Raw genomic sequence first — 14,472 nt, forward strand, 5'->3', positions numbered from 1 at the left:
GGTACGTGGTGGGGGCGGGGTTGGACGCCAGTGCGGTGAAGGAGGGCCTCAGGAAGAAGCTGCCGGAGTACCTGGTGCCGACGGTGGTGGTGGTGCTGGAGGCGCTGCCGCTGACGGCGAACGGGAAGGTGGACCGCAGGGCATTGCCAGCGCCCGAGGACGCGGCGCAGGCGGCGGAGGAGTACGAGGCCCCGCGAGCAGGGACGGAAGCGAAGCTGGCGGAGGTCTTCGCGGAGGTGCTGGGCGCGAAGCGGGTGGGGAGGAAGGACGACTTCTTCGAGCTGGGAGGACACTCACTGCTGGCGACGCAGGTGGTGGCGAGGGTGCGTGCGCTGACAGGTGTGGACGTCCCGTTGCGTGCGCTCTTCGAGGCACCCACGGTGGTGCAGCTCGCGTCCTGGCTGGAGGGAACTCGGGCAGGTGGCGTGGTTCGAGACTGCGTGACCTTGCAGGCGGAGGGCTCGGGTACTCCCGTCTTCTTCGTTCACGCGGTGGGTGGCGCGGTGGGTCCGTACCGGCTGCTCGCGCGCACGCTCGGAACGGAGCGACCCTTCTTCGCGTTCCAGGCGCCTGGGCTGGATGGAGACGAGACTCCGTTGGAGCAGGTGGAAGCACTGGCGCGCCGCTACGTCGCATCCATGCGCGTGGTGCGGCCGGACGGCCCCTACATCCTGGGCGGCTGGTCCATGGGTGGCGTCATCGCCTTCGAGATGGCGCGTGAGCTGGAGCGACAAGGGCAGCAGGTGGAGCAACTCGTGCTCCTCGACAGCTTCGCTCCAGGGGACGAATCCCTCATGACAGCGCCCGAGGACGCGCTGTTGCTCACGGGCATGGCGATGGATCTGGCGCGCACGGCGGGGGCGGAATCGACGCTGCGTCCGGAGCTGCTCATGGGCCTCACGGAAGACGAGCAGCTCGCTCGATTCGCCGAACACGCACGCGTCGCCAACTGGCTGCCTCCCGAGGTCCAGGACACCGACCTTCGAGCCTGGCGCGACGTGACGCGAGCAAACCTCCGAGCACTATCCACGTACCGTCCAGGACCCTACGCCGGGCGCATGCTGCTTCTCCGTGCGAAGGACGCGAGGCGCGAGCGGGCCGTGGACGCGAGCCATGGGTGGTCGCGCTGGGTCCCACAGGCACAGCTCAAGCTGGAGGACGTCGCCGGTGACCACTACAGCGTGCTGCGAGAGCCGTACCTGAGTGCATTGACCTCACGACTGGCACGCCTCCTCGAGGACGAAGAGGCTGACGAGGACCGGGACGCGGGCACTTAGTCGGGTGCGCTCCGTCACGAACCGAGTATGAAAGGGCCATGACTCCAGGAAACCACGAGCCCTCCGAGTGGACCGATGGGATACGTCCCTATGGTCCGCTCTCGACGCTCAAGCCGCTCGCCGATGGCCTCTGGTGGGTGGACGGGCCCGTCGCGAGGATGAACTTTGGCCCGGTCTCACTGCCATTCCCCACGCGCATGGTCATTGTCCGGCTGGGCTCGGGGGGCTTGTGGCTCTGGTCTCCCACGGCGCCGACTCCCGAGCTCTTCGCGGAGGTCGATATGCTCGGCCGGGTCGAGCACCTCGTGTCGCCGAACCGGTTCCACTACGCGGCCATCCCAGCCTGGAAGGCGCGCTACCCGCACGCCACGGTCTGGGCTTCTCCGGGAGTCCGTGAGCGCGCACGCTCGCAGAAGCTCGACGTTCCCTTCGACACCGACCTACAGGATGCCGCCCCCGAGGCCTGGGCGAGCGACTTCGAACAGCTCATCTTCCGAGGCAGCCGCTTCGTCGAAGAGGTCGTGTTCTTCCACAAGGCCTCCTCGACGTTGATCCTCGCGGACCTGGTCATGGCGCTCGAACAGGAGCGCGTCCAACCTCGGTTCCGGTGGCTGCTGTCCCTCGGTGGCACCATGTGGCCGGGGCAGACGCCTCGTGAGGTCCAGGCAACGTCCTGGGGACGAAAGCCGCAGGCGCGCGCCTGCTACCAGCGGATGCTCGGATGGAAGCCGCAGCGGGTGCTCTTCGCACATGGGCGCTGCTATCTCGACGACGCGGTGGCTCAGCTCGAGCATGCCTTCGCCTGGCTGCGCTGACGTACGGTCCTCGTCAGCGGCTCTTCATCTGGGGTGCCGCGACGAGAGCCGGCGTGAAGGCGTCCACCAGCCCCTGCGTCACCGCTGAACCAAAGGCCTCCAGTGTGCGCTCCTCGCGCCACCGTGCGGCCTCCTCGAAGTCGAGCGCATGGTGCGTCTCGATGATGACGGAGGGGATGGTCGGCTTGCGCAGCACGAAGATGCGGCGATGAGTGGGCTCTCGCGCCACGAAGACTCCGGCCTGCGCGGAGTCAGCGGCATAGAGTCCCGTGTAGTCCACGCCGTCGTAGTGCAGGAAGCCCACTTGAGACAGGTTCCGTGCAAGCGCCCGCGCCAGCGTGGCCCGACGAGCCTTGAGTGGCGCCTCCGCCTCTTCGGACCACAGCACGCTGAACCCCGGCGTCGCATCCTGGCGGTTGCACTCCTGTCCCTCGGCGGGGGACCACGGCTGCGCCATTCCCCGTGAGTCCGAGTGCAGACTCACCAGCACGTGCGCACCCCAGCGCTCGGCCTCCGTGAGCCGGTCGGCATAGGCGACCCGCTGTCCCGACTTGCGGCTGAGGCGCACCTCGAACCGGCCCGTGGCCTCCAGTCGCCGCGCCAGGTCCTCGGCCACTCGCAACGTGAAGACCTCTTCGTCCTCACACGTGACGGACCGGTTGCCGGTGTTCCCCTCCGCCCCATGTCCCGCGTCCAGGTACACGCGCTGCTTGCCGAACCCCTGGGGGAAGTGTGCCGACACGAGCGTCAGCGGCGCGCCGGACGCGGGCCATCTCGGCGTCGCACGGAGGGCCTCGGGCTCCCCGGACGGTTGCTTCCGCGCGGGAGGCTCGACCACGACGCCCTTGGGTTCGCCCGGAGCGGTGGGCAGCGAGGAGCGATTGCCCTCCACCGACTCCCGCACCGCGCCCGAGTCGACGGGCAGGGGGACGCGGTTCGCCTCGGTCGAGGCCCGCGTGCACGCAGGCCCCGCGAGCAGGATGACTCCCAGTCCCCACACTCCAGCGGATTTCATCATGACGGGTCCGACGCCTGGCAAGGGAGCGTCGTTCCCCAGTGTGCCGTGGAATGGCGGGGAAGCGGAAGTCACGGAAGGAATGTTGCCCGCCCGGCCGCTTCGTCGTCGCGCTTGCGTTTCCCCTCCGCTTCGCGAAGAAGCGAAGGGCCATGTCCGTGGAGCGCCCGCAGCCCGTCCCCTCGACTGTCCCACACTTCGCCACGGAAGGTGCCCTGCGCTCCTGGCTGCGGGAGTACGGCATCGAGCACCTGTCCCGCTTGAGCCTCACGGTGCTGACGCCCCTGGTGGACGCCGCGCTCCTGCCCCAGGCCCGTCCCGCGACGGCCCGCCGCCGTCTGGTGGAGATGCTCAACGAGGAGGCTCGGACCCGCTGGATTCAGGAGTCCCTCCCGTCTCCGAAGATGAAGGAGCTGCTCCCGCTGCTCGCGTGGCGCTTCGTGGAGGAGGAGCGTCGGAACACGGAGCAGGCCCGCGCCTCGCTCCCCGAACGCCTCGCGCCGCCCCCAGAGGCACGCACGCACCGCGTCCACGGCCTGCTCCTGGACCTGCGTGGCCGCGCGCCCCACACCGTTGCCCCGCGTCTCACGAGTGTCCTGAGTCGCGACGCGCTCCAGCTCGACTCCGAGCTCCCGGGCTTCCGCTTCCGCGAGACGCGCTGCTCGGAGCTGCCCTACGGCGCGCAGATGGGGTTCATCCTCCCCGAGGCGAGCCTCACCTTCACGCCCACCGCCGTGCAGGGCGACTGCACCTGTGGCGCGCCTCCGTGTGTCCATCTGCTCGCGGCCATCGACACGGTGTTGATGTGGCTGCGCCAACCCTGGACGGAGGGCTTTGGTGAGACGCTCGATGAGCTGGTGCGTCCGGGATGGGACCGCACGCTCCGGGCGCTGGAGCGCGCGCTCGACGAGGGGCTCGGGAGCGGCGCGGGCGTGGAGGTCTCCTGGCGCGTCGACGTCATCGAGGGCTACGGCGTGGAGGTGCACCCGTACGTGCACCGGCGCAACAAGAAGGGCCAGCGCTCGACGGGCGCGAAGGTGAGCCGACGCAAGCTGCTTCAAGAGCACGGCGCGCAGTTGTCCTCGCTCGACGCACGCCTCGCGTCGCTGCTCCCGGACAACGACGGGCCCGTCTCCCGCGCGCTGCTCGTCGAACTGGTGGACCACCCCCGCCTCTACCAGGAGGGCACGCAGGACCTGCTCATCCACGTCGAGCGCGCCAAGGTGGGCATCGTCGCGGTGGAGCGGGGTGGGGCGGTGGTCGTCACCGCGGGCGTCGACGGCGCGACGTTGTCCTCGTCGATGGTGGACCGCGTGCGCAAGTCGAAGCCCGAGGAGGCGCTCTTCCTCTGGGACGAGGGCGCGCGTCAGCTCACCCTCCTGGACGTGGGCCCGGAGGTCCGCGCGCTCGCCACGGTGCTCCAGCGCCACGGCAATGTCTTCCCGCCAGAGAGCCACGGCGCGCTGCTGGAGAAGCTCGCGAAGCTGGCCGTGCGGCTGCCCGTGTCCCTGCCTCGCGGCGTCATGGGTGAGCGCGTCCCCGTGCTCCAGCTCCCGGTGCTGCGGCTCGAAATCGAACCCGGCGGCGCGGTGCGCGCGGACCTGCGCGTGCGCGCCCTCCCGGACAGCACGTCCTTCATCCCCGGCGAGGGGCCGCGAGATGTCTACGTACGCCGTGGCAACGACGCCGTGCACACCGTGCGCGACTTCGTGAAGGAGCTGGCGCAGGCCGAGTCGCTCCAGACGCGCCTGCCCTTCGCGCTCGCGGAGCCGCAGGTGATGCCCTTCTCGTACACCTTCTCGGGAGTGCAGGGGGCGCTCGCGCTGCTCGCCGCGTGTCAGGAGCTGGAGCCTCGTCCGGAGCTGGAGTGGCTGGGCTCACCGCTTCGAATCGCGAGCCACCGAGGGGCCAGCGCGCTGAAAATCACCGTCGAGCGCAAGCGGGACTGGTTCGGGATGCTCGGCGGGCTCGCGGTGCAGGGCGAGCGCGTGGAGCTGGCGCGACTGCTCGATGCCGCGCGCCGCAAGGAGCGCTTCGTCCTGGTGAAGGACCACACCTACGTGGAGGTCGAAGAGGCGCTGCGGCAGCACCTGGAGCGGCTCGCGGACCATGCCCATTCGTCGCGCCATGGCCTGGAAGTGGGGCCGGCCGCCGCGGAGGCCCTGTCCGCCCTGAGTGGCGCGGGCGCCGAGCTGGATGCGGACAAGACCTGGCAGGGGCTCGTCGAGCGCATCTTCGCCGCGAAGGAGCTGAAGCCGAAGGTCCCCGCGACGCTGAAGACGGAGCTGCGCGACTATCAGGCGGAGGGCTTCCGGTGGCTCACGCGACTGGCCTCCTGGGGCGCGGGCGCGGTGCTCGCGGACGACATGGGACTGGGCAAGACGGTGCAGGCCCTGGCCGTCCTGCTGGAGCGAAGCAAGCACGGGCCCGCGCTCGTGTTGGCGCCCACCTCCGTGGCCTTCAACTGGATGGACGAGGCGAAGCGCTTCGCGCCCTCGCTGCGGATGCGCCTCTTCTCCGAGGCGGCGGACCGGGGCGGCCTGCTCGAGAGGCTGGGGCCTCGGGACGTGCTCGTCATCAGCTACGGCCTGCTGACGCGAGACATCGGCCGGCTGTCCGAGCTGCGCTTCGCCACCATCGTCTTCGACGAGGCCCAGGCCCTGAAGAACGCCAGCACGCATCGCTTCCGCGCCGCGAGGGCGCTCCAGGGCGACTTCAAGTTCGCCCTCTCCGGCACCCCCATGGAGAACCACCTGGGCGAGCTGTGGAGCGTGTTCTCCCTCGTCTTCCCGGGGCTGCTCGGCAGTCAGGAGTCGTTCCGCACGCGGTTCGCCATCCCCATTGAACGCCGCGTGGACCCCACCGCGGCCCCCGCGCTCGCCCGCGTCCTGCAACCCTTCCTCCTGCGTCGCACCAAGGCCCAGGTGGAGGCGCAGCTTCCTCCGCGCACCGACGTGCGTGTGCCCGTCGTGTTGTCCTCGGACGAGTGGACGCTGTACGAGGACGCGCGACTGGCGGCCATCTCCGCGCTGGAATCGCGCCCGGAGGTCATGCGCGAGCGGCGGGAGCGCGAGCACGAGCAGCGCTTCGAGGTGCTCGCGGCCCTCACCCGGCTGCGATTGCTGGCCTCGCACCCGCGCCTCTACGACGCCGAGTCACGCGTGGAGTCCTCCAAGCTGGAGCGCTTCCTGGAGCTCGTGGACGAGCTGCGCGCCGAGGGCCATCGCGCCCTCGTCTTCAGCCAGTTCACCTCGCATCTGGCCCTGGTGCGGGAGGTGCTGGACGCGCGCGGCATCGTCTACGAGTACCTGGATGGCCACACGACGCCGAGGGGCCGCGCCGAGGCCGTGAAGGCCTTCCAGGAGGGCACCGCGCCGCTGTTCCTCATCTCCCTCAAGGCCGGTGGCTTCGGCCTCAACCTCACCGCCGCGAACAGCGTCATCCACCTGGACCCGTGGTGGAACCCGGCCGTGGAGGATCAGGCCTCGGACCGCGCGCACCGCATCGGCCAGGAGCGCCCCGTCACCGTCTACCGGCTGGTGGCGCGCGGCACGATTGAGGAGCAGATGCTCTCCCTGCACGAGCACAAGCGCGCGCTCGTCGCGGACGTGCTGGAGGGCAAGGACGGCGCGGGGCGGCTCTCCACCCAGGAGCTGCTCGGCCTGCTCTCACAGCGGCTCTCCGCGCCCGACGCGCAGGACACGCCACCGACGCGGCACTGAGCAGCGGCGAGGGCAGGGCGCCCGCAAAGACAACGGGCAGGTCCCTCCGAGGAGGAACCTGCCCGCGTCATGACTCAGTGGCCGTCAGGGCCCGCGCTTACGCGCGAACCTCGGGAGCCGCGCCAGCGTCGGCGGCCTGCGGAGGCAGGGCCTCCTTGCCCGGCTCGCCACCCGGAGTCCCCGTCGACGACTTGAACGGCGACGTCTCCAGCGCGGCCTTGAGGACCTCGTCCATCTGCGTGACGAAGATGAACTCCAGCTCGTTCTTCGCCTGGTCCGGCACGTCCACCAGGTCCTTGCGGCAACGCTCGGGCAGGATGACCCGCTTGATGCCCGCGCGGTGAGCCGCCAGCACCTTCTCCTTGATGCCACCCACCGGCAGGACCAGGCCACGCAGCGTGGCCTCGCCCGTCATCGCCGTGTCGTGCCGCACCCGGATGCCCGTGAGCAGGCTGGTGAGCGCGGTGAGGATGGTGACGCCCGCGGAAGGACCATCCTTGGGGATGGAGCCCGCCGGGAAGTGCAGGTGCAGGTCCGTCTTCTCCAGGAAGTTGGAGCTGATGCCGAGCAACTCCGCCTTGCTGCGCAGGTAGCTCAGCGCCGCCGTCGCGCTCTCCTTCATCACGTCGCCGAGCTGGCCGGTGAGCGTCATGCCGCCCTTGCCCGCCATCTTCGTCGCCTCGATGAAGAGCAGGTCTCCACCGGCCGCCGTCCAGGCCAGACCCGTGGCCACGCCCGGAACCTCCGTGCGCTCCGCGACCTCCGAGTAGAACATCTCGGGCCCGAGGATCTCCTTCACGCGATCCGGGTTGATGGTCTGCTTGTCCATCTTCCCACCGGCGACCTCCACCGCCACCGCGCGGCAGATGTCCGCGATGCGCCGCTCCAGGTTACGCACGCCCGCCTCGCGGGTGTACGCGGTGGTCAGCGTCAGCAGCGCCTCGTCGGTGATCTCGATGTGATCCGGGCTGAGGCCGTGCTCCTTGAGCTGCTTGGGCACCAGGTGGATCCGCGCGATGCTCTGCTTCTCCTCGAAGGTGTAGCCCGACAGCTCGATGATCTCCATGCGGTCACGGAGCGGACCGGGGATGGGATCCAACTGGTTCGCCGTGGCGACGAACATCACCTTGGACAAATCGAACGGCACGTCGAGGTAGTGGTCGCTGAACGAGTTGTTCTGCTCAGGGTCCAGCACCTCGAGAAGCGCCGCGCTCGGGTCTCCGCGGAAGTCCGCGCCGAGCTTGTCGATCTCGTCGAGCATCATGACCGGGTTCTTCGTGCCGGCCTTCTTCATGCTCTGGATGAAGCGGCCGGGCAGCGCGCCGACGTAGGTGCGCCGGTGGCCGCGGATCTCCGCCTCGTCACGCACGCCGCCGAGCGACAGGCGCACGAACTTGCGGCCCGTGGCCTTGGCCACGCTCTGACCCAGCGACGTCTTTCCGACGCCCGGAGGACCGACGAGGCACAGGATGGGCCCGCGCATGTCGTTCTTCAGCTTGCGCACCGCCAGGTACTCCAGGATGCGCTTCTTGACCTTCTTGATGCCGAAGTGGTCCTTGTCCAACTGCTGCCGCGCGTTCTCGATGTCGAGGTTGTCCTCGGAGATCTTCGACCACGGCAGGTCGGCGATCCAATCCAGGTAGGTGCGCGCGACGGTGTACTCGCTGGAGGCCGCCGGAATGGTCTTCAGGCGGTTGAGCTCCTTGTTCGCCACCTTCTCCACGTCGGGAGGCAGGGCCGCCTTCTTCAGGCGCTCCTGGAGCTCGTCGAGCTCCTCTTCCTCCTCACCCATCTCCCCGAGCTCTTCCTTGATCGCCTTGAGCTGCTGGCGCAGGTAGTACTCGCGCTGGGTCTTCGACATCTCGCCCTTCACGGCGGAGTCGATCTTGTTGGAGAGCTTGAGGATCTCCCGCTTGCGGTTGAGCAGCTCGAGCACGAGCTTCATCCGCGCCTTGAGATCAACGGTCTCCAGGACGGCCTGCTTCTCCTCGATCGGCACGTCCACGTTGGCGGCGATGAGGTCGGCCAGGTGGCCGGGGTGGGTGATGCTCTCCACCAGCTCCGTGGCGGCGGCCGGCAGCTCGGGCATCAGCTCGATGACCTCGCGCGCCAGCTTCTTGAGGTTGATGCCCAGGGCCTCCACTTCGACGTTCTCGGCGGAGGTCTTGTCCTCCACCGCGTCGACGCGGGCCTTGAGGTAGGGGGCCTCCTGGACCAGCTCCACCACGCGGAAACGCGCGAGCCCCTGCACGACGAGCGAGTAGTTGTCCTCGCCCATCTTCAGCAGCTTCACGATGCGGGCGACGGTGCCCATGGTGTAGAGGTCGGCGGCGCCCGGATCCTCTTCCTCGGCGCGGCGCTGCGTGACGACGCCGATGACCTGGTCGTCGCGCACCGCGTCCTTGATCAGGGCAATGGTCTTCTGACGGCCGACGGCCAGGGGAAGCACGCCGCCGGGGAAGAAGACGCTGTTGCGCAGGGGCAGGATGGGGAGCACCTGCGGGATGTCTTCCTTGTTGATGAGCCCGGGAGGGGCCATCGCGGTGGGCATGGCGCTCGCGGCGGTGCCCTTCTTCTTCTCATCGGACATGAAGTTCGGCCTCTTCCTTCGTCTTCAAGCCCAACCGTGCGAGCGGCCAGGCCGGTGAACATCTGTCGGTTTCTTGCGGCAGATGAACCAACGTAACAACCAAAACGCCCATGGCAAACGCCGTGTGCGATTTTCCACGTCCAAGTCGGATGCCAGACGCTGCACCTTGTCTCGCCTCCGGGCCTGGGGTGGGGCATGCTCGCCCCCCCAGCCCTGATGCGTCGCGCCGCCTGGGCGCGCCGTCTCTTAGGAGGCCCCATGAAGCTGAAGCCCTGTGCCCCCCTGCTCCTGTTGCCGGCCCTCTGGGTGGCGTCCTGCACGTCGCCCGTCGACGAGCCGGGCTCCTCCCTTCCAGGCAAGTGTCAGAGCGAGTCTCCCGTCGTGGCGCCGCAGAAGACGGACATCCTCTTCGTCATCGACAACTCGGCCTCCATGGCCGAGGAGCAGGCCGGCATCGCCACCGAGCTGCCCGCCTTCATCAAGGCCCTCCAGGAAGGCGGCGGCGTGACGCAGGACTTCCGCGTGGGGGTGATCACCACGTCCGTCTACCGGCGGATCCTCTTCCAGGGCGTGGAGCAATACCGCGAATACCCCGCCGAGTCGGGACACCTTCAGGCTGTTCCGGAGGCGGATGGCCAGCCCTCGGATTCGCGCTACATCGAGAGCACGGACGAGCACCTGCTGGAGCGCTTCCGCCGGCTGGTGCAGCAGGGGACGGCGGGCAGCGGGCAGGAGTCTCCGTTCGAGGCCGTGCGGCTGGCGGTCTCCGAGCCCCTGGCCAACACCTCCATCGGCGAGGGAGGCAACGGCGGCTTCCTTCGGGATGGAGCGCGGCTGCTGGTGGTCGTGGTGACGGACGAGGAGGACTGCAGCTCCACGGTGCGCCCGCCGCCGGTCATCGTCCCGGACGACACGTCGGTGGACAAGTGCAGCGAGAACGCGGCGCTGCTGACGTCGGTGGACGAGTACTTCCAGCTCTTCAGCACGCTGCGCGACTCGAAGGGCGGGCGCCGCGAGGTGCTCTGGGCCACGGTGGGCCCGGTGGCGCTGAGCGACAAGCGAGCGGAGCTGGTGCTCGACGTCACGCCGCAGGGGACGTACGTGCGCAACGTGGACTGCCCCACGTCGTATGGGCCGGGGCACCGGCACCGGGCGATGTCGGAGAAGTTCGACACCAAGTTCGACAACCTGGATTCCATCTGCCGGGCGAGCTACCGGGACACGCTGCTGGGCATCGCCGAGCTGGCCGCGGTGGCGCAGAGCCTGGACGTGGTGAACCTGCCGGATCCGCGGCTGGCGCGGGTGGAGCTGACGCGCGCCGGGGGCACGGTGGAGACGTGCTCGGTGGCCGCGGGGGACCTGACCTACGAGCCGTCCGGTGAGGAGCGCCCCGCGCGCCTCTACTTCGGCGGGAGCTGCCTGCGCCGGGCGGATGACGAGAAGGTGGAAGTGAAGGTCATCTGCGCCGGCTAGGACGCGCAGGGGCTTGAGATCGCTGGCTTCGGGCCAGCGGATCCAAGCCGGTGCGTCGTGTCGCCTTGCCCATCGCCGTGCGTCCTGTCCGAGCGCACGTCAGACCCGTGAGCATACTGAACCGCTGTCCAGGCGGCTGTTCGGTGTGCCGGGTTCCGGCGAGGAGGCGAGATGAGCGCGGCGTTGGTGCAGCAGGCAGGCCCGGCGGGCTCGGTGGTGGATCAGCTCCGGGAGCGGATCCGCCAGTTGCAGGCGGCGCCCCGGCGCTACCTGGCCGTCCTTCGCACGGGGATGGAGGCGGTGGACGCGCTCTTGCCCTCGGGCGGCTTCCCGCTCGGGCAGGCGGTGGAGCTGTGCGGCGAGGCGGCTTCGGGGCGGACCAGCCTGGCGCTGAGCGCGGTGGCGGCGGCGCACCGGGAGGAGCGGCTGTGTGCGTGGGTGGACGGGCCTCGTGAGCTCTATCCCCCGGCGGCCGCGGCGCAGGGCGTGGACCTGGAGCGGTTGCTCCTCGTTCGTCCCAAGGCGCCCGAGCAGCGGGTGTGGGCGGCGGTGCAGCTCGCCCGGAGCGGTGCCTTCGCCTGCGTGGTGCTGGACCTGACGCGAGGGGTGGGCGCGGTGGGGCGGCCTCCACCTGGTTCGCGTACCTGACGGCCCTGGCGCGGGGACACCGGGTGCTGGCGGTGGACCTGCCCGGTTTCGGGATGTCGTCTCCTGGCGAGGGGCCCGTCCGCTCGGCCGAGGAGGGGGTGCGCTTCTTCACGGACCCCGTGGAGGCGTTGCTGGAGCAACTCGCCCCCGGGCCGGTGGCGGTGGTGGGCCACTCGCTGGGCGGGCTGGTGGGGCTCGAGCTGGCACTGCGGGGTCGCGTGCCGGTGGAGCGGCTGGTGCTGGTGGACGGCATGGGGTTGGGGCCGGAGCTGGAGCGCAAGGCGCGCCTCTTCTTCCACGCGGGGCCGGAGCGACTGGCGCGCTCGCTGGGCCCCTGGGCCTGGGCACGGATGATGCCTCCGGTGCCGACGCCCCTGGGACAGCGGCTCGGAGAGCTGGGGTACGAGCTGGTGTCGGCCCCAGGCGGGCGCGACGCGGCGACCCGGGCCTTCAATCGACTGGTGCCCCTGACGGGGCCCGTGTTCCACCACAGAGAGCGACTGGTGGAAGTGAAGGTGCCCGTGCTGCTCGTCTGGGGCGAGCGCGAGGACGTCCTGCCCCTGTCACTCGCCGAGGAGGCCGTGCGGCGGTTTCCTCGGGCGCGGTTGCTGCGCGTGGATGCGGCGCACAGTCCTCATCAGGAGCGTCCGGAGCGCGTGTTGCCGGAGCTGAAGGCGTTCCTGGACGCGGAGGCACCGTAGCGCGTGGGCTAATCAGGGGTCGAAGCGGATGACGCGCTCGATACGGTAGGTGTCGGAGGACTCCAGCGGCTTCAGGAGCATCAGGTCCGCGCGCTGGCCCAGGGACAGGGACTGCTTCGCGGGGCGCGTGAGTCGGTACGTGTCCCCGGGCTTTACGCCCTTGCCCGTCAGCGGCACGACGAAGAGTCCCTTGCCATCCACGGTCTCGAGCGCTCCGAGGATGCGCAGGTCTCCGAGTTCCTCGACCTTGCCGACGTGCGCGAGTTGGAGCTTCTTGCCCTGGCCTCGCACGGCGCGACTGACGGCGATGCCCACGTCGCCCGTGAAGGGCTTGCCGTCCGCGCCGAACATGCCGACGCCCTTGAGCAGGAGGTGGACGAGGCCGGAGCTCTCGTTCTCGGGGATGGAGTCGTAGCGGGCGACGTCGGCCTTCTCGGCCTGGCCATTCGCGAGGGCATCGAGGGCCGTGGCGAGCGCGACGAAGTTGAGGCGGACGAGGGGCTCGTCGGGTGGCAGGGACAGCCACGCTCCGGTCTCGATGAGGACGGTGGGCGTTCCCCAGAGCGTCATGTTGTCGCCGAAGGCACGCACCTCGAAGGAGTCGTCGTAGCGGCCCACCTGCCCGGGAGCGAGCGTCTCCACGGCGTCTCGAATCACCGCGCAGACCTTCTTCGCGAGGATGCGTCCGGGGTTGTCGCTCCGGGCACGGTCGAAGGCGGGGGCGAGCAGGGAGATGGAGGCGGGGCGACCGGTGTCCCCCACCGCGTGACGCCAGCCCTGGTTGTGGAGGTTGAAGCCGACGGAGGGTTGGAGCTTGTCACGCAGCAACTTGAGCGTGCGGGCCTCGGGCGTCTGGAGCGCGAGGGCGTCCCGGTTGATGTCGATGCCCTGGGCATTGCGGCGCTGGAAGCGCTCGGCGCCGTCGGGGTTCAGCATGGGCACGGCGTGCAGGGTGAGGCTGTAGAGCAGTCGGGAGACCCAGGGGTCCTCGCGATGGGTGCGGAGATATTCGAAGAGGTCCAGCAGCGCGGTGGTCGCGGTGGGCTCGTCGCCGTGCATCTGCGACCAGAGGAGGATGTGGCGGGGGCCGGTGCCCAGGGTGACGTGGTAGAGCGCGCGTCCCTCTACCGAGTGTCCCGCGACCTCCAGTTGGAAGAAGTCGGGAGCGCGGGCCTGGAGGGCCTTGAGGTGTTGCTCCACGTCGGGGTGCCGGACGAGCGGCGCCACTGGGAGCGCCTTCGAGTGGACCTGTTCCCACTGCGCCGCGAGCGCCTGGGGTCCGGGAATGGTGACGGAGGAAGAGGACATGGCGGGAGCGGCGGACTGCGCGGAGTGGGCGTGGGCGGTGCCGACGAGGCTCCAGGTGAAGACGAGGCAGCAGCGAGCGACGAAGCGACTGTAGCGACGGCGTCCGACGTGGAGCATGGAGGTGTCCTTACCGTCGCGAGTCAATCAAGGAAGCGGCGCTCCCAGCGATGGATTTCTTCTGGGGTGAGGTTTCCCCAGTACGCGTCGCCGTGGGTGTACATCCACGGTTCGAGGACACGCGCCAACTCACGGTAGTGCGGCAGCGTGTCTCCAGTCTCTAGATCCCCAGCCTCTGGCCACTCACCCAGGGACACCACTGCTCGGTCTCCCGACATTTCCTGCACGGTGGTGCCCGGAGATTTCAGTTGAGCGCGCAGCCCCGCCACGCCCCCCAGCCCTCCGAGGATGGGCTGGCCCAGGAAGGTGAGCCAGGAGGCCCCACGCGTTCTTGAACCCATGACGCGACGGAGTTCGTCCATTCCTGGGAGGTCGAAGCCCGGGTGGCGCTGGCTCAGGTCCCGAACGACGGGTGTGTTATCTCGCATCCAAGCAGCCATGTGAAATGACAGTCCTGCGTGTCCCGAAACAAAGGGCAGTTCCGCCCCCAGCTCCATGGAGAGGTCACGAACTCGGCCCGCTCCATGTTCAAGCAAGTATTCCGTGGGCAGGTAGAACTCCACCGACGATATAGGCCGGTGCTGCTCGGACTCTCCCCAGGACTCTATTGGGGACTCTCCTCGATAACTGAATGAATGACTCAACAACGTTGAACCATCACTCAGCTTGATGCGCGCGCCTAGGAGTCTGTGGCGGTAACGGATTGAGGGGCGAGAGCGGACGAGGCAGGAGGCCCGCCGCTCGATTGCGGCGGATGGTTACTGCCCAGCCGTCGCGCGGAAGAGCTTGAGGAGGTTGTGGGTGGC

The 14,472-nt window shown here is 69.3% G+C and carries 8 protein-coding genes and 1 pseudogene; 5 read left to right on the forward strand and 4 right to left on the reverse strand.

Features of this window, described 5'->3' with window-relative positions; all coding sequences use genetic code 11:
- The coding region (locus HUW62_RS38670; RefSeq protein WP_176437257.1) for an alpha/beta fold hydrolase at positions 1–1,277 on the forward strand (1,277 nt) is incomplete at its 5' end.
- Positions 1,278–1,315: 38 nt separating this feature from the next.
- Positions 1,316–2,092 carry a DUF4336 domain-containing protein gene (locus HUW62_RS38675; RefSeq protein ID WP_176437258.1) on the forward strand — a complete coding sequence of 259 codons (777 nt, stop codon included), beginning with the start codon at positions 1,316–1,318 and terminating at the stop codon, positions 2,090–2,092.
- Between the two features lie 13 nt (positions 2,093–2,105).
- On the opposite strand, the gene HUW62_RS38680 is transcribed toward HUW62_RS38675, so the two are convergent.
- Positions 2,106–3,110, reverse strand: a complete 1,005-nt coding sequence (locus HUW62_RS38680) for an N-acetylmuramoyl-L-alanine amidase (RefSeq protein WP_176437259.1) — start codon at positions 3,108–3,110, stop codon at positions 2,106–2,108.
- 149 nt (positions 3,111–3,259) lie between these two features.
- On the opposite strand from HUW62_RS38680, the gene HUW62_RS38685 reads away from it, so the two are divergent.
- The gene (locus HUW62_RS38685; protein ID WP_176437260.1) at positions 3,260–6,829 is read left to right on the forward strand and encodes a DEAD/DEAH box helicase; all 3,570 of its coding nucleotides are present in this window, start codon (positions 3,260–3,262) and stop codon (positions 6,827–6,829) included.
- Between the two features lie 97 nt (positions 6,830–6,926).
- Here HUW62_RS38685 and lon read toward each other — a convergent pair whose 3' ends face one another.
- A complete protein-coding gene (gene lon, locus HUW62_RS38690; protein ID WP_163867095.1) occupies positions 6,927–9,419 on the reverse strand; it encodes an endopeptidase La in 2,493 nt (830 codons plus the stop codon).
- Positions 9,420–9,677: 258 nt separating this feature from the next.
- Between lon and HUW62_RS38695 the strand changes: the two genes are divergently transcribed.
- Positions 9,678–10,892: a vWA domain-containing protein gene (locus HUW62_RS38695; RefSeq protein WP_176437261.1), complete on the forward strand. Its 1,215-nt coding sequence runs from the start codon at positions 9,678–9,680 to the stop codon at positions 10,890–10,892.
- Between the two features lie 171 nt (positions 10,893–11,063).
- Positions 11,064–12,241, forward strand: a pseudogene (locus tag HUW62_RS50190) (alpha/beta fold hydrolase).
- Between the two features lie 12 nt (positions 12,242–12,253).
- Here the strand turns inward: HUW62_RS50190 and HUW62_RS38710 are convergent.
- Together HUW62_RS38710 and HUW62_RS38715 are read right to left on the reverse strand one after the other, a co-directional pair.
- A complete protein-coding gene (locus tag HUW62_RS38710; RefSeq protein ID WP_163865274.1) occupies positions 12,254–13,666 on the reverse strand; it encodes a M14 metallopeptidase family protein in 1,413 nt (470 codons plus the stop codon).
- Between the two features lie 23 nt (positions 13,667–13,689).
- Positions 13,690–14,313, reverse strand: a complete 624-nt coding sequence (locus HUW62_RS38715) for a type VI immunity family protein (RefSeq protein ID WP_368670583.1) — start codon at positions 14,311–14,313, stop codon at positions 13,690–13,692.
- Positions 14,314–14,472 lie beyond the last annotated feature (159 nt).

This window comes from Myxococcus sp. AM011 (assembly GCF_013372595.1).
GTDB lineage: Bacteria > Myxococcota > Myxococcia > Myxococcales > Myxococcaceae > Myxococcus > Myxococcus eversor.

Bases quoted from the DNA above. Each gene is read 5' to 3' on its own strand.
- HUW62_RS38675 (WP_176437258.1), top strand. From the start codon at position 1,316: ATGACTCCAGGAAACCACGAGCCCTCCGAGTGGACCGATGGGATACGT.
- HUW62_RS38680 (WP_176437259.1), bottom strand. From the start codon at position 3,110: ATGATGAAATCCGCTGGAGTGTGGGGACTGGGAGTCATCCTGCTCGCG.
- HUW62_RS38685 (WP_176437260.1), top strand. From the start codon at position 3,260: ATGTCCGTGGAGCGCCCGCAGCCCGTCCCCTCGACTGTCCCACACTTC.
- lon (WP_163867095.1), bottom strand. From the start codon at position 9,419: ATGTCCGATGAGAAGAAGAAGGGCACCGCCGCGAGCGCCATGCCCACC.
- HUW62_RS38695 (WP_176437261.1), top strand. From the start codon at position 9,678: ATGAAGCTGAAGCCCTGTGCCCCCCTGCTCCTGTTGCCGGCCCTCTGG.
- HUW62_RS38710 (WP_163865274.1), bottom strand. From the start codon at position 13,666: ATGCTCCACGTCGGACGCCGTCGCTACAGTCGCTTCGTCGCTCGCTGC.